Annotated in this window: 17 protein-coding genes; 7 read left to right on the forward strand and 10 right to left on the reverse strand. The window is 62.2% G+C overall.

The window, feature by feature from the left end; translation table 11 throughout:
• Positions 1–60 precede the first annotated feature (60 nt).
• The 4 genes from ACMKFF_RS03880 to ACMKFF_RS03895 all read left to right on the forward strand — a co-directional run bounded on the left by ACMKFF_RS03880 (position 61) and on the right by ACMKFF_RS03895 (position 7,540).
• Positions 61–4,623 carry a S8 family serine peptidase gene (locus ACMKFF_RS03880; protein WP_419496108.1) on the forward strand — a complete coding sequence of 1,521 codons (4,563 nt, stop codon included), beginning with the start codon at positions 61–63 and terminating at the stop codon, positions 4,621–4,623.
• 119 nt (positions 4,624–4,742) lie between these two features.
• A complete protein-coding gene (locus ACMKFF_RS03885) occupies positions 4,743–6,593 on the forward strand; it encodes a DUF2079 domain-containing protein (RefSeq protein ID WP_419496109.1) in 1,851 nt (616 codons plus the stop codon).
• Positions 6,594–6,751: 158 nt separating this feature from the next.
• Complete coding sequence (locus ACMKFF_RS03890; RefSeq protein ID WP_419496110.1) at positions 6,752–7,228, forward strand: hypothetical protein; 477 nt, start codon at positions 6,752–6,754, stop codon at positions 7,226–7,228.
• Positions 7,229–7,237: 9 nt separating this feature from the next.
• Positions 7,238–7,540, forward strand: a complete 303-nt coding sequence (locus ACMKFF_RS03895) for a PF20097 family protein (protein ID WP_419496111.1) — start codon at positions 7,238–7,240, stop codon at positions 7,538–7,540.
• 117 nt (positions 7,541–7,657) lie between these two features.
• On the opposite strand, the gene ACMKFF_RS03900 is transcribed toward ACMKFF_RS03895, so the two are convergent.
• The 3 genes from ACMKFF_RS03900 to ACMKFF_RS03910 are packed head-to-tail and all read right to left on the reverse strand — an operon-like array spanning position 7,658 to position 11,715.
• Positions 7,658–8,020 (reverse strand): hypothetical protein, encoded by a 363-nt coding sequence (locus ACMKFF_RS03900; protein ID WP_367927311.1) that lies wholly within the window; start codon positions 8,018–8,020, stop codon positions 7,658–7,660.
• Complete coding sequence (locus ACMKFF_RS03905; protein ID WP_419496112.1) at positions 8,007–10,889, reverse strand: YfhO family protein; 2,883 nt, start codon at positions 10,887–10,889, stop codon at positions 8,007–8,009. The genes ACMKFF_RS03900 and ACMKFF_RS03905 overlap by 14 nt, the downstream gene beginning before the upstream one ends.
• A complete protein-coding gene (locus tag ACMKFF_RS03910; RefSeq protein WP_419496113.1) occupies positions 10,876–11,715 on the reverse strand; it encodes a pyridoxamine kinase in 840 nt (279 codons plus the stop codon). Before ACMKFF_RS03910 ends, ACMKFF_RS03905 begins: the two co-directional genes overlap by 14 nt.
• A 288-nt stretch (positions 11,716–12,003) precedes the next feature.
• On the opposite strand from ACMKFF_RS03910, the gene nrdD reads away from it, so the two are divergent.
• The 3 genes from nrdD to ACMKFF_RS03925 all read left to right on the forward strand — a co-directional run bounded on the left by nrdD (position 12,004) and on the right by ACMKFF_RS03925 (position 16,108).
• Entirely contained in the window at positions 12,004–14,229 is a 2,226-nt protein-coding gene (nrdD, locus tag ACMKFF_RS03915; protein ID WP_419496114.1) for an anaerobic ribonucleoside-triphosphate reductase, read from the forward strand.
• An 85-nt stretch (positions 14,230–14,314) separates the two neighbouring features.
• Positions 14,315–15,178, forward strand: coding sequence for an amidohydrolase family protein (locus ACMKFF_RS03920; protein WP_418487490.1), 864 nt, complete (start codon positions 14,315–14,317; stop codon positions 15,176–15,178).
• A 63-nt stretch (positions 15,179–15,241) separates the two neighbouring features.
• Positions 15,242–16,108 carry a diacylglycerol/lipid kinase family protein gene (locus ACMKFF_RS03925; RefSeq protein ID WP_419496115.1) on the forward strand — a complete coding sequence of 289 codons (867 nt, stop codon included), beginning with the start codon at positions 15,242–15,244 and terminating at the stop codon, positions 16,106–16,108.
• 281 nt (positions 16,109–16,389) lie between these two features.
• Here the strand turns inward: ACMKFF_RS03925 and ACMKFF_RS03930 are convergent, their stop codons facing one another.
• From ACMKFF_RS03930 to xdh, 7 genes are all read right to left on the reverse strand, one after another.
• On the reverse strand, positions 16,390–17,055 hold the full coding sequence (locus tag ACMKFF_RS03930; protein WP_418487488.1) for a hypothetical protein: 666 nt from the start codon (positions 17,053–17,055) through the stop codon (positions 16,390–16,392).
• A gap of 62 nt (positions 17,056–17,117) precedes the next feature.
• Positions 17,118–17,585 carry an NUDIX hydrolase gene (locus ACMKFF_RS03935; RefSeq protein ID WP_419496116.1) on the reverse strand — a complete coding sequence of 156 codons (468 nt, stop codon included), beginning with the start codon at positions 17,583–17,585 and terminating at the stop codon, positions 17,118–17,120.
• 54 nt (positions 17,586–17,639) lie between these two features.
• The gene (locus ACMKFF_RS03940; RefSeq protein WP_419496117.1) at positions 17,640–18,554 is read right to left on the reverse strand and encodes a diacylglycerol/lipid kinase family protein; all 915 of its coding nucleotides are present in this window, start codon (positions 18,552–18,554) and stop codon (positions 17,640–17,642) included.
• The gene (locus ACMKFF_RS03945; protein ID WP_419496118.1) at positions 18,551–19,201 is read right to left on the reverse strand and encodes a CDP-alcohol phosphatidyltransferase family protein; all 651 of its coding nucleotides are present in this window, start codon (positions 19,199–19,201) and stop codon (positions 18,551–18,553) included. Before ACMKFF_RS03945 ends, ACMKFF_RS03940 begins: the two co-directional genes overlap by 4 nt.
• 96 nt (positions 19,202–19,297) lie before the next feature.
• Positions 19,298–19,741, reverse strand: coding sequence for a YaiI/YqxD family protein (locus ACMKFF_RS03950; RefSeq protein ID WP_419496119.1), 444 nt, complete (start codon positions 19,739–19,741; stop codon positions 19,298–19,300).
• Between the two features lie 5 nt (positions 19,742–19,746).
• Positions 19,747–20,241, reverse strand: a complete 495-nt coding sequence (locus ACMKFF_RS03955; RefSeq protein ID WP_349134593.1) for a 4Fe-4S binding protein — start codon at positions 20,239–20,241, stop codon at positions 19,747–19,749.
• A 17-nt stretch (positions 20,242–20,258) separates the two neighbouring features.
• Entirely contained in the window at positions 20,259–22,820 is a 2,562-nt protein-coding gene (gene xdh, locus ACMKFF_RS03960) for a selenium-dependent xanthine dehydrogenase (RefSeq protein ID WP_419496120.1), read from the reverse strand.
• Positions 22,821–23,168 lie beyond the last annotated feature (348 nt).

Here is a 23,168-nt window from a genome sequence, read left to right on the forward strand (position 1 = left end):
TATTTATTCTCTCTGCACGGAGAACCCGGCAGGAGAATAAAAAATACAAGGAGGAAAGATATGAAAACGTTGGCGAAAAAGCTGATGGCGCTTGTCCTTTGCCTTGCAATGGCGCTCGGCCTTCTCGGCGTGACCTCTGCCGGTGCAGTGCAGAGCGCTCCGAAGGCGGAGGAGTCGGCCAGCAAGGTCATCTATGCCACGGACAGCAAGACCACCTACGTCCCGGCGGGCTATACCTATGTATACCAGTCCACCGATGGACGGATCTACACGCGCAAGGCAACGCAGGATACCTATATTTCTGGCCGCACCCTCAGCGCAACGGAGGCTAAGGCGCTGGCCTCGCTGTCCTATGGCGCGGAAAGCACCATCACGACAGACGACGGTCAGACACTGGTCTGCCGCGAATATGACGCGAAGGAAGCGGCGGCCTATTCTGATGCCGTGAAGGCGATCCTGAGCGGCGAGGATTACAGCGACGGCGACAAGGTCACTGTTGTGAGCGAGGCCCACGAGAAGAACGACAAGGTCAAGGTTATCATTTCGCTTGAGGCCCCGGCCGTCTGCGAGATGGACGGCATGTCCGTGGAGCTGGGCAAGGGCCTCGGCAAGGCAGAGCTGGCCGCCGTGCAGAGCGTGAAGAACGGCCAGTCCTCCGTCCTTTCCGCCGCAAAGAAGAAGCTGGGCCACAGCATTGAGGTCACGGGCCAGTTCTCCCTTGTGACGAACGCCATTGCGGCGACGGTCTCCTACAGCGATATGAAGACCCTCAGCAAGCTGCCCGGCGTCAAGAAGGTCTTCCTCTCTCCGTGCTATTCCGTGCCGGAGATCAACGCCGTGGAGACGGATGCCTCCGAGATCAGCACGAACATGAAGTTCGCGGCCGCCGGTATGGGCGCGAACGCCGCATGGGACGCTGGCTATGACGGCACCGGCATGAGCGTCGCCGTCATCGACACCGGCCTGTGCTTCGAGAACCCGACGTTCTCCAAGGAACCCACCGATCCGGACGCCGTTGCCTACAGTAAGGATGACATCGCGGCCATCCTCGACAGCAAGACCCTGCATGCCGAAGAGCTGGATAAGTCCACGGCGCTTGACACCATTTATTACAGCAGCAAGGTCCCGTTTGGCTTCAACTATGCCGACGGCGAGGCCAACTTCGGCTCCGATGATGACACTATGATGGGCCACGGCACACACGTTGCCGGTATCATTGCGGGCAACCTGACCGAAGCGGCTCAGGAGCAGTTCGATATGACGTCCCTCGGCATTGCGCCGGAGGCACAGCTTGTCATCATGAAGGTCTTTGACAAGGGCGGAAACTGCTATTTCGATTATCTCATCGCCGCCATTGAAGACGCCATTACCCTCGGCGTCGACTGCGCGAACCTCTCCCTCGGCCTTTCCAGCGGCCCGTATTACTACGAGGGCGTGACCGAGGTCTATGACGCCGCCACCGCAGCGGGTATCAGCGTCTGCGTCTCCGCCGGCAACGATGGCTTTACCGGCACCGAGAGCCTCTGGGGCGATGAGCAGATCAAGTCCACGAGCGTCTCCAGCGGCACGCTGGGCATGCCCGGCACGTTCGACTCCGTCCTGACCGTCGCCAGTGCCGAGAATGAAGGCGTGAAGTGGCTCTATGCCCTGGGCGTCTTCGGCTGGTACAATGCCAGCCATCAGATCGATCAGTACATGACGACCAGCGAGGTCGAAAATATCCCGGAGGGCAAGGGCTTCTATGAGAACCTGAAGCCGACCGAGGCTCTTGAAGGCGGCGTCTATGCCTATACCGAGTCCGTGAAGAATTCCGACGGCAAGATCGTCTTCCTGCCGTTTGAGGGCGGCAATGCCGATTCCCTTGTCGCGGCGGCCAAGGCGGCCGGTGCTGTGGGCCTTGCGCTCTACGATCCGACGCCCGCCGAAGGGGAAGAGTACGATTATGTGAATGTTGAGCTCACCAATTATGACGTTCCCGTTGCCCGTGTCAATTTGACGGAATTCAACTGGATGAAGCAGAACAACAGCACGGGTACTGTCAGCATCAAGGCCGACTGGAACCGCAACAACGCCGCAGGCGAGATGTCCTCGTTCTCGTCCTGGGGCCCGACGGAAGGCCTCTCCCTGAAGCCGGAGATCACCGGCATCGGCGGTAACGTCTTCTCCGCATACTATGGCGAGTATTTCGCCGTTGCCTCCGGTACCTCAATGTCTTCTCCGGCCGTCGCCGCCTCCATGGCGCTGCTGCGGCAGTATCTGAAGACGACCTCCATCCCGGAAGAGGACTATGCCAAGGTCGCCAACTGCCTGCTTATGAGCACGGCAACGCCGATCGTCGATGAAGCGAACGGCACCTATTACTTCGTCCGCCGTCAGGGTGCAGGCCTTGCCAACATCGGCAACGCCGTGAAGTCCGGCGCTTATATCACCGTCGAGGGCACCGACAAGGCAAAGCTTGAGCTGGGCGACGATGCCGAGAAGACCGGCAAGTACGAGATGAAGTTCAGCGTCGTCAACTTCTCCCAGGAAGCCAAGACCTATGCGCTCAGCCTGCAGGGCCTCGGCCAGGCTGCAGAGGGCGGCCTCGTCAAGGGCGGCAAGGTCACCTATCTCACGCAGAACTATGCAAAGAAGCTCGACGCGACCTATACCACCAGCCTGAACGGCAACGAGCTCACGGTTCCCGCCGGTGCGACTGCACAGGTCACCGTGACCCTGCAGCTGACCGACGCGCAGAAAGCCTACTATGACGAGCGCTTCCCGAACGGCGCATATGTCGAGGGCTTTGTCCAGCTCACGAGCAAGGACGCCGTCACCCTGTCCGTCCCGTTCCTCGCGTTCTACGGCGACTTCGGCGCGGCTCCCGTTGCCGAGACCGGCAGCTACGCGACCATTCTGGGTGGTGAGCGCTCCTACAACACGGCCGATCAGGTCGTCAGCGGCATCTACAGCTACCGCTCCATCAGCGACAGCGATGCTCTTTCCTGGATGACCGAGAAGTCCTGGTTGGGCGATACGGCCGCCCCCGGCATGTCCATGCTCCCGATGGACGAGTTCAATTTCTCCACGATGTTCGCGGCCTATAAGGGCTTTGTGCCGGAGACGGCGGGCATCTCTCCGAACGGCGACAATTCGCTCGACGGGTTCTACATGAAGATCGGCCTGCTGCGCAACGTCGATAACATCCACTATACCGTCACGAACCTGACGACGGGCGAGGTCCTGTCCGAGCAGGATACCGAATTCCTGCAGAAGAGCTACGCGGGCGGCGTTTACGCCGGCAGCGAGGCCGGAGACTTCGACATGAGCTGGTTCTACGCCAAGGGCGTGAACGAGGACGGCGAGGAATATATTGATTATTCCAAGTGCAGCCAGCCGGAGAACTCCCTCATCTCCGTCAAGGCGGAGATCACTCCGGAGTGCAAGACCGCCAAGACCCAGACGCTCGAGTATACGTTCTATATCGATACGACCGGCCCGAACAGCAAGAAGCCGACGTTCAGCTACAAGACGGAAGACTGGGGCTGGGGCCCGGAGTCCATGTACACGATCTCCGTGGAATCGAACGAGGCCTGGTATCAGGACTACGACATGAGCATCACCATCGAATATGATGAAGAGACAGGCGAGTTCTTTGCCTCCGCCTTCACCTCCACCTATTTCCCGACCGCGCAGCCGAACGGCGAGGGCGTCCACGGTATGAGCGAATCCGGCAGCATGATGTACACCGACTCGCGTACCGATATCTTCCTCGGATATGACTACGCAGGCAACTGCTCCGCCTATACCATTACCGGTTCGCTGCTCGATGACAACATCAGCCTCTCTGCGGAAACGGACTCGATCTACATCGGCGAGGAAGTGACCATCCAGAATACCGACGTCGATGACTATGCCATGCTCCTGAACTGGGAGGTCTCCGATCCCGAGATCGCCGAGATCGTCTCCAGTGACGACAGCAGCGTGACCATCAAGGGCCTGAAGCGCGGCGACGTGGCTGTGACCGCCTCCGTCGGCGACTTCAAAAAGTCCGTCACGATCCACGTCCTGGACAAGAGCTATGAGGATCTGAAGGGCAAGTTCCAGGATATCTCCGGCCACTGGGCCGAGGAGACCATCCTTGAGGCTGTCTACCGCGGCCTGTTCAACGGCGTGAGCAGCGACCTGTTCGATCCGGACAGCGCCATCACCCGCGCCATGTTCGTCACAGTGCTCTACCGTATGGAGGGTCAGCCCGCAGTCGACCAGAAGGCAGGCTTCACGGATGTGGCAGAGGGCAGCTACTACGCCGCCGCCGTGGATTGGGCCGCAAAGAACGGCATCGTCAACGGCGTCTCCGAGACGTCCTTCGATCCGGATGCCGCCATCACCCGTGAGCAGATGGCAGCGATCCTGTATCGCTACGCCGCCTATTGGGAGCTTGACGTGAGCGCAGAGGCCGACCTCAGCGCCTATGCGGATGCTTCCTCCGTGAGCGGCTATGCCCAGGCTGCCATGCAGTGGGCCGTGGCAAACGGCGTGATCAACGGCACGTCCGCCACCACGCTTGAGCCCGCCGGTACGGCGACCCGCGCGCAGGCCGCGACGGTTCTGGTTCGCTTTCAGAACAGTATGAAGAGCTGACGTTTCAAAACCGACGCTTTCCTTTCCTTGGCGCCCCCCTTTCGCTTCGGCGGGAGGGGGGCGTTGACCGTTTGACAGGGGCCTTCATTTATGGTACAATCCCGGCGGAAGGTGAGATTATGCGTGTGATTTCCCGCCCGGCCGCAGGGGATGCGATCCGGCGCCTGCTTCTGGCGTGGCTGCTGACCGGAGCCATACAATATACCTGTCTGCCCGCGCCCGAACGGGTGCTGAGCGGCTTTTCCGCCCTGACGGGGCAGTCGTTCCCGCTGCTGCTCGTGGGGACGGCGGTCTGCTTTGTCCTGCTGACGCTGGCGGGCCTGCTCTGGCGCACGGCGCGCTGGGAGCGCGCGGCCCTGCCGCTGTGCTTCGGCTGGCAGCTCGTGCTGGGCCTGTGCGCCTCGTGGTCCGTGCCGCTGCTGTGCGCCGGGCTTGTCGTGCTGGCCCTTCTGCTCGTCTACGCCGCCTATGGCGCGCGGATGGACGGAGAGAGCCTGACAGCTGCGCCGGTGTGCACCGGCCGCCGCGCGGGACTTGTGATCGCCGCGGCCGCCGCAGCCGTGTTTCTGGCGGCCGTGCTGGCGCTGACGGTGTTCCGCGTGCTGAGCTATGCCGCGCCGACCTATGACTTCGGCATCTTTTCCCAGATGTTCCACAGCATGCGCACGACGGGCGTGCCCGTGACGACCTGCGAGCGCGACCGCGTGCTGTCGCACTTTGCCGTGCATGTTTCGCCGATCTACTATCTGTTCCTGCCGTTTTATGCCCTGTTCCCGTCGCCCGTGACGCTCGAGGTGCTGCAGGCCCTGCTGCTGGCCTCGGCGGTCATCCCGCTCTGGCGCATTGCGCGGCGGCATGGTCTGTCCGGTGTGACGGCCGGTCTGCTGTGCGCCCTGCTGCTGCTCTGGCCCGCCTATGCGGGCGGCACGAGCTATGACGTGCATGAAAACAAATTCCTCACGCCGCTGCTGCTGTGGCTGTTCGACTTCCTCGACCGCCGCTGCGTGTGGGGCATCGCCCTGTTCTCCGTGCTGACCTGCATGGTCAAGGAGGACGCGCCCGTCTATGTCGCGGTCATCGCGCTGTGGGTGGTCCTGCGGGCTCTGACCCGCACCGGGGCGGAGCGGCGCTGGGGCCTGCTCACGGGCGGTGCGATGCTCGTCGGCGCAGTGGGCTATTTCCTCGGCGTGACGGCCTGGCTCGCTGCCGACGGCGACGGCGTTATGTCCTATCGCTACAGCAATTTCCTCTACGACGGCTCGGATTCGCTGTTCACGGTCATCAAGGCTGTGCTGCTCTCGCCGGTGCGGACGCTCCGGGAGTGCTTCGAGGGCGAGAAGATCGCGTTCTTCTTCCTGACGATGGGGCCGCTGCTGTTCCTGCCGCTGTGCACGCGGCGCTATGAGCGGCTCGTGCTGCTCATCCCGTTCCTGCTTGTGAACCTGATGTCGGATTATACCTATCAGCACAGCATTTTCTTCCAGTACACCTACGGCTCTGCGGCCTGCCTGTTCTACCTGACGGCCGTGAATCTGGCGGAGCTGCCGCGCGTCTGGAACCGCCCGGCGCTGGCGGCTACGGCGGCCCTGCTGGCGGGCGTGTGCTTCTGCGGGAACATCCTGCCGCTCTCCGAGAATTATGTCAACCGCTATTTCGACTACCGCGCGGTCTGGCAGGAGACGGACGCCGTGCTGGACCGCATCCCGGACGATGCGAGCGTCACGGCCACGACGTTCCTTGTGGTGCCGCTGTCGCGGCGCGCCGTGCTCTATGACCTGCGCTACTGCTCGCAGGAGCACCTGCTCAGCACGGACTATGTCGTCGTGGAGACGACGGACAGCGGCAGCCTGAAGCCCTATGCCGTGGATGGGGAGGACGGGCTGGAGGGCCTGACGGCTCTGCTGCGCGCTGCGGGCTATGCGCAGCTGCCGGATACCGGAAGCCGCCTGCAGCTCTGGAAAAGGCCGTAGAGACCGGAATATGCAGCAGATCGACCTGTGGAACCGTTTTGATGCGGAACACCACAGGTCGATTTTTGGTACATTTGCCGTCTTGTAAAATTGGGGGGGACTGGTATACTGGAAGCGTAAGAAAAGAACTTTTCAGGCCGGACAGGAGGCGGCACAGAATGAAACAGAGCGGAAGAAGGATCGCGGCGGTCGTGCTGGCGCTGGTGCTGGCTGCCGCCGGGATGGCGGGCTGCAGGATCAGCCGGACCCGAGCCATGACGGACAGGGAACGCACGGCCTGCGAGGCCTACACCATTTCGTTCCCAGAGGAAGTCCTCGGGGATAAGACCCTTGCGGAGACCATCCTGTCGCTCTGCACGGCGCAGGAGGAGACCGAGCATGGGACCGTCTATGACGGAACGGCCCTGCAGCCGTATCTCTATCAGTGCAGCGAGGTCACGGAGGTCGTTTCCAGCATGGACCGGCCGATGCATCTGAATGTGAGCTACAAAACGCAGGACGACATCGAGGCTTCGCTCGAGATCGACTATGACGTGATCGTGCTGCGCTCGGTCTATTATCCGGAGGAGGATGCATATGCGCTCGAGCAGATGGGAGAGGCAACGTGGACGACGCACTTCCGGTATGGAAGCTAGGAGGGCGGAATGGAAGAGTCTGAACTCAGAAATACTGTCCCGGAATATGACCCCAAGCCCTGCCCGCTCTGCGGCAGGACCATGCGGCGCGGGCTGATTCAAAGCGGCGGTGTCCTGTATTTCACCGATGAGGAGAAGTACTGGATCAACTGGCCGCTGAAGTCCCGCGGGGACATCCCGCTGCTGGGCGGGAAGCTCTTTCCGACCTTCCCGGATGACGGCGCGACGAAGCTCGCCCAGATCTGCACGGACTGCGAGATTGTTCTCTTCTACTACGGCAAGAAGTGGGACGACCGGCGCTGGAACAGATAAAAACTGCCGGGAAAGCCCTTAGGGCTTTCCCGGCACAGCTTGTCAAAAAGTCCCTTCGGGCCTTTTTCGCCAAGCTGACCTCCACCGGCTGTGCGGTGGAGGCCATTTTTTTGCGTATCAGGTGTTGAAGAAGTAGAAGCCCTCCGTCGGGGTGGGGATGGTGCCGTCCACAATGCCGTTCACGGCGTAGACGAAGAGGATGATATAGAGAATCAGCCACAGCACCGAGACGATCAGCCCGATGATGGACATGATGCGGCCCTTGCGGTTTCGCGGCAGGTCAAAGCCCGCGCGGCGGCGCGAGAGGGACGCGAACACGAGTCCGGCGATGCCGAACTGGATGCCGACAAAAAGCGTGACGAGGGAACAGATGCCGCAGACGAAGGCGACGATGGAAAACGCCTTTGCGGTTCCGGGAACCGGGCGCTGCGGCTCGGGGGCGGCAGGGATGACGTCCTGCTGCGGGTCATAATTCTGCATGAGGGAGATCTCCTTTCAGATCATTGGGTTCGGGGTGGGTATCGAGCCACTGCCGCCAGCCGTCCAGATCGTCCGGCTCCGGCGTGGTATCTTCTGCGTTTTCGGGCGTTTTGGCTTCTGCCGGGGCCTCCGGCAGGCTATCCGGCAGCAGGGCGAATTCCGTCACGGGCGGCACGTCCGCCTCGCCGCCGAACAGCGGGCGGCGGCGCAGGAGCAGCGCCAGCAGCACGAACAGGCCGAGGCTCACGCCGGAGATGATCGCGCCGGTCTTCAGGCCGGGCGCGGTGTAGCGCAGCTCGATGGTGTGCTGCCCGGCCGTCAGCGGGAAGGCGATGACGGCGTCCGTCAGCCGGACGCTCTCGGAAGAGGCGCTGGCCGTCTGCGCCAGCGGGACTTCAACGCCGTCCACATAGGCGCGCCAGCCGTTCTCGTAGGGGATGGACGTGTAGAACAGGCCGTCCTCTGCGGCGTCCACCGTGCCGGACAGGCTGGTGTCCGTGTCCTCCGTCACGTTCCAGACGCTCCGGGACAGGCGGGAAAGTCCCTCGTCGAACACGGCGTCGTTCTGCTCGGCCACGTCCAGCGAGATCGTGCCCTCCTTACCCTCGGCAACGGGGTAGGTCAGGGTGACGGTGTCGCCCGCCTTGAAGCAGCCGAGGCTGAACAGGCAGCGGACCTTGATATTGCGCGTGAACAGCCGCTCGCCGTTGCGGTAGACGGTCAGGTCATAGTTGCCGGACGACTTCGTCGTGGCGACGAGCAGGCCGTCCTGCGGCACGACATAGGAGATGCTCAGCTCGCTCTGCCCGTCGGCGTCCTGCGTGGAATAGCTGTACTGCGTGCCGCTCGTGCCGCTGGCGCGCAGATCGCAGGCCTCCGGCGCTTCGAGCGTGTCATATTTCAGGTGGGTATAGAGCGCGTCATCCAGCCCCGTGGCCATGCGGAACATTTCCTCCTGCTCCTTGATGGGGTTATAGACGTTCTGCTCCGCCACAAAGCTGCCCAGCGCAGGGTCCGCCACAAAGCCGAGGCCGAGATAGGCGCGGCTGCGCAGCAGCAGGACATTGCCGGACTGCGCGGCGACGGTCGTGTAGGACGTGTCGCGCTGCTGGCCGTCGCGGTCAATGAGGTATTCGAGGCCGCACATCAGGTTCGTGAACGGGCTGCTCTCATAATAGAGGTAGCGGTTGCTTGCGGGCCACGAGGCCAGACCGAGCGAACGGCTGAAGCGGTTGAAGCGGACGTTTGCCGACGAGGTGAAAACGGAAATGCCGCGGTAGCCGTTGAGCGCGGCGTCATTGAGCGTCTGGTAGGACGTGACCTCCACGCGGCCGCTGCCCTCGGGTACGGCCTGCAGAACGGCCTGCACATCCTCAGACTCGCGCGGATAGGACGAGCGGGACGTGAGCGAGACCTTTGCCACGCCCATGGCGATGCTGCAGACCATTTCTGCCCCGATGACGGCAAACAGCAGCGCCATGCTGAGGAGCTGCCGCCTGCGCTCCGGGCGATACAGCACGAGCGCAAGGCATACAATGGCCAGCGCCAGCGCGCTCAGGAGCATCCGGCGCAAGCTGCCCTCCAGCCCCAGCCCGCACAGGATAATGCCGAGGCAGACGGGAAGGATGACGAACAGATATCGCTTGCGGAAGCAGTCCAGCAGCGTCCACGCACGGTAGGCCATGACGATGAGCACAAAGCTGAACAGGAAGCTGAAGCGATAGGGGAGCATATTGGGGAAATGCCCGCCGTGCCAGTAATAATCCAGCGTGCGGAACAGGAAGCTCAGCAGGAAGAAGGCGAGAAGGCCGACGCTCAGGAGCTTTTCCCGCAGGCGGACCTTTTTGCAGCACAGGAAGAATACGGCCAGCGCCACGGCGGCAAAGCTACAGTAAACATTCGGCAGGCCTTCCATCTTCGTCGGCTCCGTCGAGGTGAGCAGATTGGCCAGCACGCGGCGCGCGCCGTAGGCGAGGCCCGGCAGCGTCTGCTCCTTCAGCAGGTCCAGCGTGCTCTGACCCTCGGAGGCTTTGCCGTTGGCGTCCTCCGCAATATTCAGCGCCAGCAGCTCCGGCGCCTCGTTCCCGGCGGAATGCGTGTTCTGCAGGCCGTAGAGCGTCGGCAGCAGCAGAACGGCTGCCATGCCGACGCCGAGCAGCGTGCACAGCGCGATGCGGCAGAAGCGGCGGAAAAAGCGCTTCCAGCCGTCCCAGCGGCAGATGCACCAGACAAAGAAGCTCAGCCCGACAAAGATGCAGCAGAAAAACGAAAGATAGTAGTTGCACAGCAGCGAGAGTGCCAGCGCCAGCGTATACAGGCGGAAGCGGCCCTCGCGCAGCAGGCTGACCATGCCCGCCAGCATCAGCGGCAGGAGAGCCAGCGCATCGAGCCAGATGATGTTCCAATAGTAGCCCGCCACAAAGGAGCACAGGGCGTACATCATGGAAAACGGCACGAGCGCAGGCTCGTTTCGGCGGAACGCCGTCCGCAGGAAGACGGCGAAGAACAGACCGGCCAGTCCGATCTTCGTCAGAACGAGCAGCGCGAAGAATTCCCGCAGCAGCGACGCCGGGACCAGCACGGACAAAAGATAGAGGGGACTGGAGAGGTAGTAGGCATACAGCGGCAGGTAGCCGATGCCCATGCCTGCCTCGCGCAGGTACTGCAGCGAGCCGCCGGAGCGGAGCTTTTCCCGGAACGAGACGAAGAAGGGGTAATACTGATGCCACATGTCGTGCGCCAGCACCTGCCGGTCACCGAACGGCCACAGGCCGCCGAGTATGAAGCACAGCAGCATCACGCCGAATGGCACGGCGAACGACAGGGCGAGATAGCGGCGCTTCCGCCGCGTGCGGTCAATTTTCTGCATGGGAGGGCCTCCTTTGCGCCATGCGGCGGAGAAGTTGGGGGATGGTCGCCTCGAAGCTCACGCCGTACCAGCGGGCGTCCGGTTCGCGCCGGGTCTCGGCGATGGTGTCCGCAACGTAGGCGGAGGCCAGCTCCATGGCATCGTGCACGCTCCAGCCGAGCGTCAGCGCGCCTGCGCAGGTGCTGGCGAACAGGTCGCCCGTGCCGTAGAACACGGCGGGAACATACGGTGCGCTGCACTGCGATACCGCGCCCGCGGCATCCATGCACGCCACGCCGACGCGGCCCGGCTCCGTCCGGACGCCGGTCAGGATGGCCGTGCGCGCTCCGAGCGCGAGCAGCCGCTCCAGGAGCGTGCGGATGTAGCTGTCGTCATGCGTCTCTCGGTATTCCAGCCCGGTCAGCAGGCAGGCCTCCGTGATGTTCGGCGTGATGAGGTCAGCCTGCGCGCAGAGCGTGCGGAGCACGGCGGGGAAGTCCGGCTCCAGCCCGGCATACAGCGCGCCGTGGTCGGCCATGACAGGGTCCACGAGCCGCATGGCGGGGAAGCGCGTGAAGAAGTCGAGCGCCTGCTCCACCTGAGCCCTGCCGCCGAGATAGCCGGTGTAGATCATGTCGAACTGCAGGCCAAGCTGCTGCCAGTGGTCCGCGACCGGCGTGAGCGAGAGCGGCTCATAGCGGAAGCCCTCGAAGGCGGTGTGCGCCGAGAGAACGGCCGTCGGCAGCACGGCGCATTCCAGCCCCATGGCGGAGAGCACCGGCAGCGCAACGGTCAGCGAGCATTTTCCGATGCAGGACAGGTCCTGCATGGTGACGATTCGTTTCATAATCATGACTCCAGAGCGTAAGTTCATATTCATTATAACGCGCTTTTGCCGGAAAGGAAAGCCCTGCTGCGAAAAAAGGCATTCCGGCCCGTTAAAAAGTTTTTTGGAAAATATTGTGGTTAGGACTTGAAATAACCACAAGATATAGTATAATAGGGGTGCGTGAACGACGACCGGATGCTGCACTGCCTCAAAAAATGCGCAGCAGGAAACGGCCGGGATCGTTCTGAAAGGATCGAGAATTCGGAGTAACACAGAGAAACGGGCAAAGCCCAGGGAGAGAATACCATGAAGATCATCAAGAGAAACGGAGCGGAAGAGACGTTCCGCATCGAAAAAATCGTCGTGGCCATCACAAAGGCCAACAATGCGGCCGAGGAGGCCGAGCGCCTGACGCCGCTGCAGATCGACCGCATCGCGCAGGCCGTCGAGATCCGCTGCGAGGAAATGAACCGCAGCCTGTCCGTCGAGGAGATCCAGGACCTCGTCGAGGACCAGATCATGGCGCACGGGGCCTTCGAGGTCGCCAAGCGCTATATCACCTATCGCTATACCCGCAGCCTTGTCCGCCAGTCCAACACGACGGACGACCGCATCCTGTCCCTCATCGAATGCAACAACGAGGAGGTCAAGCAGGAGAACGCCAACAAGAACCCGACCATCAACGCCGTGCAGCGCGACTATATGGCGGGCGAGGTCTCGAAGGACATCACGCGCCGCATCCTGCTGCCGCGCGACATCGTCGAGGCGCATGAGGCCGGTATCATCCACTTCCACGATGCGGATTACTATGCCCAGCATATGCACAACTGCGACCTCGTCAATCTCGAGGACATGCTGCAGAACGGCACGGTCATTTCCGGCACGCTCATCGAAAAGCCGCATTCCTTCTCTACGGCCTGCAACATCGCCACGCAGATCATCGCGCAGATCGCCTCGAACCAGTATGGCGGCCAGTCCATCTCTCTGACGCATCTGGCCCCATTCGTGGACGTCAGCCGCCGGAAGATCCGCGAGAGTGTGGTGCGCGAGATCCGTGAGCTCGGAGCCGAGGCCGCGGAGGAGCGTATTTCCAAGATCGTCGAGGAGCGCCTGCGCGAGGAGATCAAGCGCGGCGTGCAGACCATCCAGTATCAGGTCGTCACGCTCATGACGACGAACGGCCAGGCGCCGTTCATCACGGTGTTCATGTACCTCGGCGAGGCGCGTAATCCGCAGGAGAAGCACGATCTGGCCATCATCATCGAGGAGACGCTCCGTCAGCGCTATCAGGGCGTGAAGAATGAGAAGGGCGTCTGGATCACCCCGGCCTTCCCGAAGCTCATCTATGTGCTCGAGGAGGACAACATCCACGAGGATTCGAAGTATTTCTACCTGACGCGGCTGGCTGCGGAGTGCACGGCGCGCCGCATGGTGCCGGACTATATCTCCGAGAAGAAAATGCGCGAGCTCAAGCTCTCAAAGGGCGAGACGCCGGGCAACGGCGATGTCTACACCTGCATGGGCTGCCGCAGCTTCCTGACGCCGGATTCCTCCGGCAACGGCTGGGACAACGTGGCCAATGCCGGGAACTATGAGCCGGGCAAGCCGAAGTATTACGGCCGCTTCAACCAGGGCGTCGTGACGCTGAACCTTGTCGATGTGGCGCTGTCCTCCGGCAAGGAAATGGACAAGTTCTGGAAAATTTTCGACGAGCGGCTGGATTTGTGCTACCGCGCGCTGATGTGCCGTCACGAGCGCCTGAAGGGCACGCTGTCCGACGCGGCCCCCATCCTGTGGCAGTATGGCGCGCTGGCGCGCCTGCCGAAGGGCGAGCCCATCGACAAGCTGCTCTACAACGGCTATTCGACCATCTCGCTCGGCTATGCGGGCCTGTATGAGTGCGTGAAGTATATGACGGGCAAGTCCCACACCGATCCCTCGGCGACGCCGTTTGCGCTGGATGTTATGCGCTATCTGAACGCGGCCTGCGCCAAGTGGCGCGCGGAGACGCACATCGACTTCAGCCTCTATGGCACGCCGCTGGAATCCACGACCTACAAATTTGCCAAGTGCCTGCAGAAGCGCTTTGGCATCGTCCCCGGCGTGACGGACAAGAGCTATATCACGAACTCCTATCACATCCATGTGACGGAGAAGATCAACGCCTTCGACAAGCTGGCCTTTGAGTCGCAGTTCCAGGCCCTTTCGCCCGGCGGCGCCATCAGCTATGTCGAGGTGCCGGATATGCAGAACAACATCGACGCCGTGCTCGAGGTCATGAAGTTCATCTACGACAACATCATGTATGCCGAGCTGAACACGAAGTCCGACTATTGCCAGGTCTGCGGCTACGACGGCGAGATCGAGGTGCTGGAGGACACGGATGGCAAGCTCGTCTGGACCTGCCCGAACTGCGGCAACACCGACCAGAGCAAGATGAATGTCGCCCGCCGCACCTGCGGCTACATCGGCACGCAGTTCTGGAATCAGGGCAGAACGCAGGAGATCAAGGAACGCGTGCTGCACCTGTAAGACGTGCTTCTGTGCCCAAAGTTCCAATATTCCGGGTGGGGCTGCTGTTAACGGCAGCCCCACCGATATTTCGGGAGGAAAAACCATGTTCGGCGATCTGCATATCCATATGATCCTCGACGGCGTGTATTATCGCGCCGCCATCGACGCGCAGAAGGAGCATCCGCTTGACGGCCTCGTCCGCGCGCGGCTGTCTGATTATCAGGCGCGCGGGGTCTGCCTCCTGCGCGACGGCGGGGACGCCTGGGGCGTCAGCCTGCGGGCGCGGGAGCTGGCGGGGGAATACGGCATCGATTACCGCAGTCCAGCCTTTCCCATCTACCGCCGCGGGCACTATGGGGCCTTCATCGGCCGCGGCTTCGACACGGAGGACGAATACCGCGCCCTGCTGGACGAGGCAGGGGAGAAGCGGGCGGACTTCATCAAGCTCATGATCTCCGGCCTCATCGATTTTGACCACTTCGGCGTCCTGACGGAGCCGGGCCCGGAGCCGCAGGACATCCGCCGGATGATCGAGCTGGCCCACGCGGCCGGATTTGCCGTTATGGCGCATGCGAACGGCGACCGCGCCGTTACGGCGGCCCTGCAGGCGGGGGTGGACTCCATCGAGCACGGGGCCTACCTCTCTGAGAGCGTGCTGCTCCGCATGGCGCAGCAGCGCACGCTGTGGGTGCCGACGCTCTCGACCATCGGGAACCTGATCGGCAGCGGGCGCTATCCCGATGCCGTGCTGAAGCGCCTGCTCGCCCAGCAGCAGGAGGCCGTCCGCTTTGTCGCGGCGCACGGCGGCCGCATCGGCCTCGGCAGCGATGCCGGGGCGTGGCATGTGATGCACGGGCAGGCCATTTCGGACGAGCTCGGGTATCTCACTGCGGCGCTCGGCCCACGCGCGGAGCCGCTTCTGCTGGAGGCCGAAGCGTACGCTTCTGTTACATTCTGCCGAAAGTGACCGTTGATTTGCCGAAATTTCTCCGATATAATAATGAAAAATGCCAAAAGGAGAGAGAACGGTATGCAATATGTGCTTTTTAATCCGCAGGCCGGAAACGGCAGCGGTGCGCAGCAGGCACGCGCTCTGGACGCGCGCTTCCCGGAGGAGACGTTTTCCTATACCGATATGACAACGATCAGCGACTATGCGGCCTGGCTCGGCACGCTCCCGGCGGATGCGTCCCTTATCATCGCGGGCGGCGACGGCACGCTGAACCGCTTTCTCAACGACACGGACGGCATGGCCCTCCCGGAGAAGCTCTATTATTTCGCCACCGGCAGCGGAAACGACTTCCTGCATGACCTTGGCCTTGAGAAGGGCGCGGACCCGGTCCCCGTGACGCAGTATCTGCGCGATCTGCCCACGGTCACGGTGAACGGAAAGCACTGGCGCTTCCTCAACGGCATCGGCTACGGCATTGACGGCTACTGCTGCGAGGTCGGCGACGCTCTGCGCGGCAAGTCCGACAAGCCCGTGAATTATACGGCCATCGCCATCAAGGGCCTGCTGTTTCACTTCCACCCGGCTAACGCCGAGGTCACGGTCGACGGCAAGACGAAGCGCTATCGCCGCGTCTGGCTCGCGCCAACGATGAACGGCCGCTTTTACGGCGGCGGCATGATGGTCACGCCGGACCAGCATCGCGGCAATGCTGAGGGCAAGGTCAGCGTGTGCGTCATGCACGGCAGCGGCAAGATCAAGACGCTGGCGGTGTTCCCGTCCATTTTCAAGGGCGGCCATGTGAAGCACACGGAAATGGTCGAGATCCTGACAGGCCATGACATCGAGGTGCGCTTTGACCGCCCCTGTGCGCTGCAGATCGACGGCGAGACCATCCGGAATGTGACTTCCTACAGCGTCCACGCGGGCGTCCCTGCGCGGGTCTGACAGAAAAAACGGCCGGAGTATGTATTCCTCCAGCCGACGGTGTGTCAAAAAAGCCTCGCAGAGTTCGCCGCCCGCAGGCGGCGAATCAAATCGGATCATTTTCTCCGGCGGCGTGTACGTCGGAGAAAATACTGCGCAGTCCGCCGGTGTGCGGATCGTCCGGCAAAGGCGGACGATCGTGCGCGCAGCGGACTGTAGTCCCTTTGTATGGAAAGCCCAAAGGGCTTTCCATACAGTTAATTGGCCGGAGCGCTCAGCGCTCCGGCCGTTTTATGTGGGTTTTACTGCTTCGTGAAGACCATGGGGAACAGATCGCCCAGCATCTCGCTGAGAGACTGCAGGTCCATCGCGTCGCCCGTGACGGACGTGAAGGTCAGCTTGCCGCCCTCGAGCGTGTAGGAAACATAGTCCTCTTCGGAGAAGTCGGCTTCCTGCTCCTCAAAATAGAGCTTGCCGTCAGCTGCCTTATAGACGCCGGACTCCTCGTCCTCTTCCAGAGAGCTCAGCAGGGACTCTTCGTCGAGCTGGCTGATCTGTTCGGCGACATAGTCCGAAACGCTGGAGCCGGTGCTCTGCTCGAAGGCAGCGTCGTAGTCCTCACGGGACAGTCCGGATTCCTCGGCGGTCTTGTAGAGCGCCGCCTCAATGGCGGAGCCGCAGCCCTGCAGATAGGTGTGCAGCGCGGTAACGGTGGCTTCCTTGTCGGCCTGCATGGAATAGGTGCCGTCTTCGCCCAGCGTCAGAGTGTAGGGAACGGGCAGGGTCAGGTCGGCCAGATCCTCTTCGGCAAGGCCGAGCTGGGTCATGACGGAGTTCAGGGCAGGGGCCAGATCGAGATCGATCTTGTAGGTACCGGGCAGGTCGGACTTGCCGCCGCCGCAGCCGGCGAGCGCAAGGACAAGGGCCAGCGCCAGCAGGCACAGTGCGAGAGACTTTACATGTTTCATGATTTTCTTCCTTTCTTTTTTGCAAAAATGCAAGTTGATTATAGCATAACGGGATGCGGGTGTCAATCCATCGGGCGGCCGTTCAGAACGGCTTCTGCCAGCCGGTCGCCCTCGTAGCGGAGCTTCAGCGAAAAAAACGGCGCATGCTCCCGCATAAGGCGCAGGAAAATGCGGTCCCCCTCCCACTGCGGCAGGGCGGCGAACTGTGTCTCCGGGATCCACGCCAGCTCGCCCTCGTCGCAGTCCCGCAGGGTTCCGCGGCAGGCCGAGGCGTGGAACAGGTGCATGTATTCGCCCTCCCAGCAGTCGCTGACGAAGGTCACGATGCCGCAGTAGCGGTACTCCGTCAGCTCCAGTCCCGTTTCCTCGCGGAATTCGCGGCGGACGCAGTCGTCCGGGCTTTCGTTTTCCTCGAATTTTCCGCCGATGCCGATCCATTTGTCGTGATTCGGATCGTTTTTCTTTTTGTTGCGGTGCAGCAGGAGCCAACTCCCGTTCTGCTCCAGATAGCAAAGCGTGGTATTTTTCATATCGTTCTCCTGAAAAAAGCCCCTGCAATCGCATGACGGTTGCAGGGGCCGGTTTTATTCTGCGGCGCTGGGATTGGTGGCGGGGTTTACGATGACTCGCACAGCATTGTGCAGGTTCTCCGCGACGCAGTGCGCCTGTCCCTTGGCCTGCTCGCCGTCGAGCGTCCAGTCCATGTCGGCGGGGGCGTCGATCTCCAGATGGCTGGCGCTCGTGAACGTCAGCATGGGCGTGTGGTAATCCTGCGTCGTCAGGGCCAGCACGCAGTCGCTCAGCTCCATCAGGCTCTGCGGCTTGCGCACGAGCAGCAGCTCGAACACGCCGTCGTTCATGTCCACGATCTCCGGGGAGAGCGTCAGAATGCCCGCAACGGATGTGGAGTTGCTGATGGCGCCGAAGATATAGTCGTCCTCGAGCACGGTCTCGTGGTCGAGCAGAAAGCGCACATGGCGGCTGCGGATGGACGGCAGCTCCTTGATGCCGCCGAGCACATAGGCCAGATGGCCCAGCGCATTTTTTACGCTCTGCGACGTGGCGTAGGATGCGCGGGTGAACGCGCCGAACGAGGCGACATAGGAGAAGCAGCGGCCGTTGAAGCTGCCGAGGTCCAGTGTGTGCGGCTCGCCCTCGACGATGTCGCGCGCGGCCTGCAGCAGGTTGCGTGACAGGTTCATGCTGCTGGCAAAGTCGTTCGTGCTGCCTGCGGGGATATAGCCGATGGGCGTGTCGCTTCCGGCCGCATAGACACCGGAGACAACCTCATTGAATGTGCCGTCGCCGCCTGCGCAGACCACGCAGTCGAATTCGCGGCAGCGGGATGCTGCGACCTGCGTTGCGTCGCCGCGGGCAGCTGTAGTATAGACCGTGACGTCGTAGCCGCCGCGGTTGAAAATGCTGACGATCTCCGCCAGCGCGCGGTTCGCGCGCTTTTTTCCCGAGCAGGGGTTCAGAATGAGCAGCAGCCTCTTCATCGCACGATCCTCATGCGGAAACGCACCCAGACAAAGATGCAGCCTGCGGCGATCACAAGGCCGATGCCGAGCAGCACCCACTGCTCCTTGGAGCGCGGCTTGCGGATATGGAACGGCATCACAAAGCTGGCGCCAGTCAGCGCCATAACAACGAGCAGCGCCCCATGCAGGATCGCGGCACGCTGGAAAATGTCGAGGAAGCAGAAGAAAAACGGGAAAATGAGCGCGGCTGAGGTGATGGGAAGGCCCGTGTAGGTCTTGCGGCATTCGTCCGTCTCCTGCTGGCGCAGCTCCTCCGTCACGTTGAAATAGGCAAGGCGAATGAGCCCGGCGAGCACATAGAGCGCCGCAATCAGCACGGCATACCAGACAGAGCCGCACACGACGATTGTGATGACGGCGGGCAGGATGCCGAAGGCAACGATGTCGCACAGAGAGTCAATCTGAATGCCGAAGCCCTTCTGCTCCGCCGTGCGGTTCTTCTTCGTGCGGGCGACGCGGCCGTCAAACATATCGCAAAGGCCGCTGAACATCAGACAGAGGATTGCCAGCAGCGGGTGGCGGGCGACGGCCAGCCCGATGCCGGTCACGGCAGACAGCAGGCTGAGGTAGGTCAGAATGACCGTGTAATCATAGAAACCAATCATAAATAACTCCTTCTGCCGCAGGACGGCACCGGAAAACGGACGTCGGATAGACGAATCATAGTCGTCTTGTTATTATCCCACATTTTCGGCGATTCGTCAAGTCCCGGTATTTTCCGACAGAATGCGGCAGAGCAGGACAGAAAAGGCGTGGTCCTGCGCGGGCTTCCGGGCAGCCGTACGGTGCAGGCGGACACCGCCGCGGCGCAGGCGGGCGGACTCGGCGCGAACGGTGAGCAGAGCGTCGATATTGTCCTTTGTGTAGGCATGGCCCGCCGGATGCAGGGCCTGCGCGCTGCGCGCAAGGCACAGGGCGGCAAGGCCGTAGTCCTGCGTGATCACAACGTCGCCGGGGCGCAGGTGCGACAGCAGCAGATAGTCCGTGCTGTCGTGCCCGCAGTCCGCAACAAAGACCTCCACGCCGGGAATGGAAAAGACATGCGCCGTGTCGCAGAACAGCAGACACGGCACAGGGAAGGCGGCGCATTGCCGCACGGTCTCGCGGACGACGGGGCAGCCGTCCGCATCGATCAGAACGCGCATGGGCTTCAGTGGCGGGGCGTCAGCAGGCCGCGCTTGTCGTGGATGACATTGCGCGGGCAGGCCATGGCGCACATGCCGCAGGAGAGGCACTTATCCGCGTAGATAAAGGCGCGGTTTTCCGAAACAACGATGGCTCCGGCCGGACAGGTGCGCTCGCACAGACCGCAGCCGATGCAGCTCACGGCGCAGACATCGCGGCAGCGGGCGTCCTTGTTCGAGCAGAGGACGACAATGGGGTTGTCCTCGAGCCGCAGGTGGATGACGCGCTGCGGGCAGGCCTGATAGCACGCGCCGCAGCCGATGCAGCGGCTCTCGTCTACCTCGGCCACGCCGTAGGAGTTCAGCGAGATCGCGCCGAAGCGGCAGACCTCCATGCACGCACCGCAGCCGGTGCAGCCGTAGAGGCAAAGATCGTAGCCCTCCGGGCTCTGGTTGGCGCGGCAGCCGCCGTTGCAGTGGACGCAGGCAACCTTGGACGGGAACTTCTTTCTGACTTTCATCTCATGCAACCTCCCCGTTATTTGCGTGCATAGGGCGTGCCGGTCAGCGGCAGACTGGTGCGCGGCTCGCCGTCGAGCCGGTAATAGGCATCTGCAATGGCCGGTGCGGTGGGGATCGAGGTGATCTCACCGATGCCGATCGCGCCGCAGGCCACGTTCAGGCCCGGCTTGTCGATGACAATGGCCTTGATCTCCGGCACCTGATGGGCACGGAACAGGCCGAGCGTGCCGAAGCGCGCCGTCGGGCGGCAGTTTTCGTCGATGGGATACTGCTCCGTCAGGGCATAGCCCATGGACATGACGACGCCGCCCTCGATCTGGCCCTCGCAGGAGAGCGGGTTGATGGCCTTGCCGACGTCGTGCGCGGCTATCATTTTGCGGATGAGGCCGGTCTTCTCGTCGAGGATGCAGACCTGCGTGGCGTAGCCGTAGGCGACGTGGGAGACCGGGTTCGGCACGTCCGCGCCGAGCGGGTCAGTCTTCGCGAGGTATTCGCCGTAGAATTCTTTCCCGATGAGGTCGCTGAGCGACTTTCCGGCCAGCGCCTCGTGGAGCTGCAGGCAGGCGCGGCGGCAGGCCTCGCCGGTCACAAGCGTCTGGCGGGAGCCGGACGTGTCGCCGGAGTCCGGGGCGATCCAGGTGTTGGAACGCTCATAGACGATGTCGTCGCGGGAGAGGTTCGTGTTTGAGCAGACCATCTGCACCAGCACGGTGCCGAGGCCCTGCCCGATGCACGAAGCGCCGGAATAGATATGGACCTTGGAATCGCCCTCGACGATGAGCTTGCAGCGGCCCCAGTCCGGCAGGCCGACGCCGAGGCCGGCATTCTTCATGGCGCAGGCGATGCCCTTGACCTTGGCGTTGTCGTATTCGTCCTTTACGGCAAGGAGCGTCTCCACAAGGCCGGTAGAGTCATCGACGATCTGCCCGTTCGGCAGCACACCGCCGGGACGGATGGCGTTGCGGTAGCGGATCTCCCACGGGGAGATGCCGACAAGGTCGGCAGCGCGGTTCAGCAGCGTCTCCACGGCGAAGCACGTCTGCGTGACGCCAAAGCCGCGGAACGCACCGGCAGGCGGATTGTTTGTATAGTAGGCATAGCCGTCGATCTCGAAGTTTTCGTAGGCATAGGGACCGGCGGCGTGCGTGCAGGCGCGCTCGAGCACCGGGCCGCCCAGCGAGGCGTAGGCGCCAGTGTCAGAAACGACCTTGGCCTTCACACCCTGGATGATACCGTTTTCGTCCACGCCCATGGTGAAGTCCATCTCGAAGGGATGGCGCTTCGGGTGGATGAGCAGGGACTCGGCGCGCGTCAGCTTGCACTTGACGGCGCGTCCGGTCTTATAGGCGATGAGCGCGGCCAACGGCTGGACGGTCATGTCCTCCTTGCCGCCGAAGCCGCCGCCGACGAGGGCATTCTGGATCTTGACCTTCTCGGGCGGCAGGCCGAGGGCCATCGTGACCTCGTGCAGCGTGGTGTGGGCGCTCTGGTCCGTCGTGTAGAGGCGGATGCCGTCTCCGTCCGGCACGGCCACGGCGCATTCCGGCTCAAGGAAGGCGTGCTCCGTGAACGGGGTGGAGAAGTGATCCTGCACGACAAATTTCGAGTGGGCAATGGCCTCCTCGGCATTGCCGCGGGAGACGTGCTTGTGCGCCAGCAGGTTGCCCTTGCGGTGGACCAGCGGCGCATAGGGCGCGGCCGCCTCCTCCGGGTTGTGCACGGCGGGCAAAATCTCATATTCCACCTTGACGAGCTTCTTGGCCTTTTCCAGAATCTCCGGCGTCTCAGCCGCGACAAGGGCCAGCGCGTCTCCGAGGAAGTGGACGACGCCGCCGACGGGGACCATGACGTCCCAGTCGTGGACGATGTGTCCGATGATGTTCTCGCCCGGCACGTCTGCTGCGGTCAGCACGCAGATAACGCCGGGCAGCGCGGCCGCCTTGGACGTGTCGATGGACAGCACGCGGGCGCGCGGATATTTGCTGCGCACGGCGGAGCCGTAGCACATTTTTTCGGGGTAGTAATCGTCGGGGTATTTGCCGGTGCCGAGGACCTTCTCCTCGACGTCCAGACGCTGGACGCGGGAGCCGATCTTCCAGTCCGTCGTGGCGGGCAGGGGGATCTTCTTTTCGCGCAGGATCTTCCCGGCCAGACGGATGGCCTCGACGATCTTGACATAGCCGGTGCAGCGGCAGTAGTTGTTGCGGATGGCCCAGCGGATCTGCTCCTCCGTCGGGTCCGGCGTGCGGTCGAGCAGGGCCTTGGCGCACAGCACCATACCGGGAATGCAGAAGCCGCACTGCACGGCGCCCGCCTCGCCGAAGGCGAAGGTGTAGGCAGCCTTTTCAAAGTCGGAAAGACCCTCGACCGTCAGGATGTGCTTGCCGTCGAGCCGCTCGGTGTCCGGAACGCAGGCGCGGCAGGGCTCGCCATTGATGAGCACGGTGCATGCGCCGCAGGCGCCCTCGCTGCAGCCGTCTTTTACGGAGGTGAGATGCAGCTCATCGCGCAGGTAGCGCAGCAGCTTCTGCTTTTTGGCGACGGTAACTTCGGCACCGTTTATGTAAAATGTTGCCATGGAAACAGGTCCCCTTTGTAAAATAATCCGGTCGCAGCCGGTGGACGGGCTCGTATCACTCAGATTATACTATAAATAAAGAAAGCCTGCAAGGCAGAGACTAACTTTTTTTGCGATTTTTTTCTGAATTTTGACTTATAACAATAAAAAACTACAAGGAAATCGCGATTTTTCTATCGATAAGCTAAAACTTTTTTTGTACCCGGCAAAAAATGCGGGAAAGGATTGAAAATCGGGTGTGGATTTGGTACACTATCTAAGAAATGAAAATGCGGAGTTTCGGCTTTTTTGCGCCGCATGCGCCGCATGGGTAATATAGCAGACTGTCAAAAAACCTGCCAAGCCAAA

Source organism: Faecousia sp., from assembly GCF_048519415.1.
Classification (GTDB): Bacteria; Bacillota; Clostridia; order Oscillospirales; family Oscillospiraceae; genus JAZOXB01.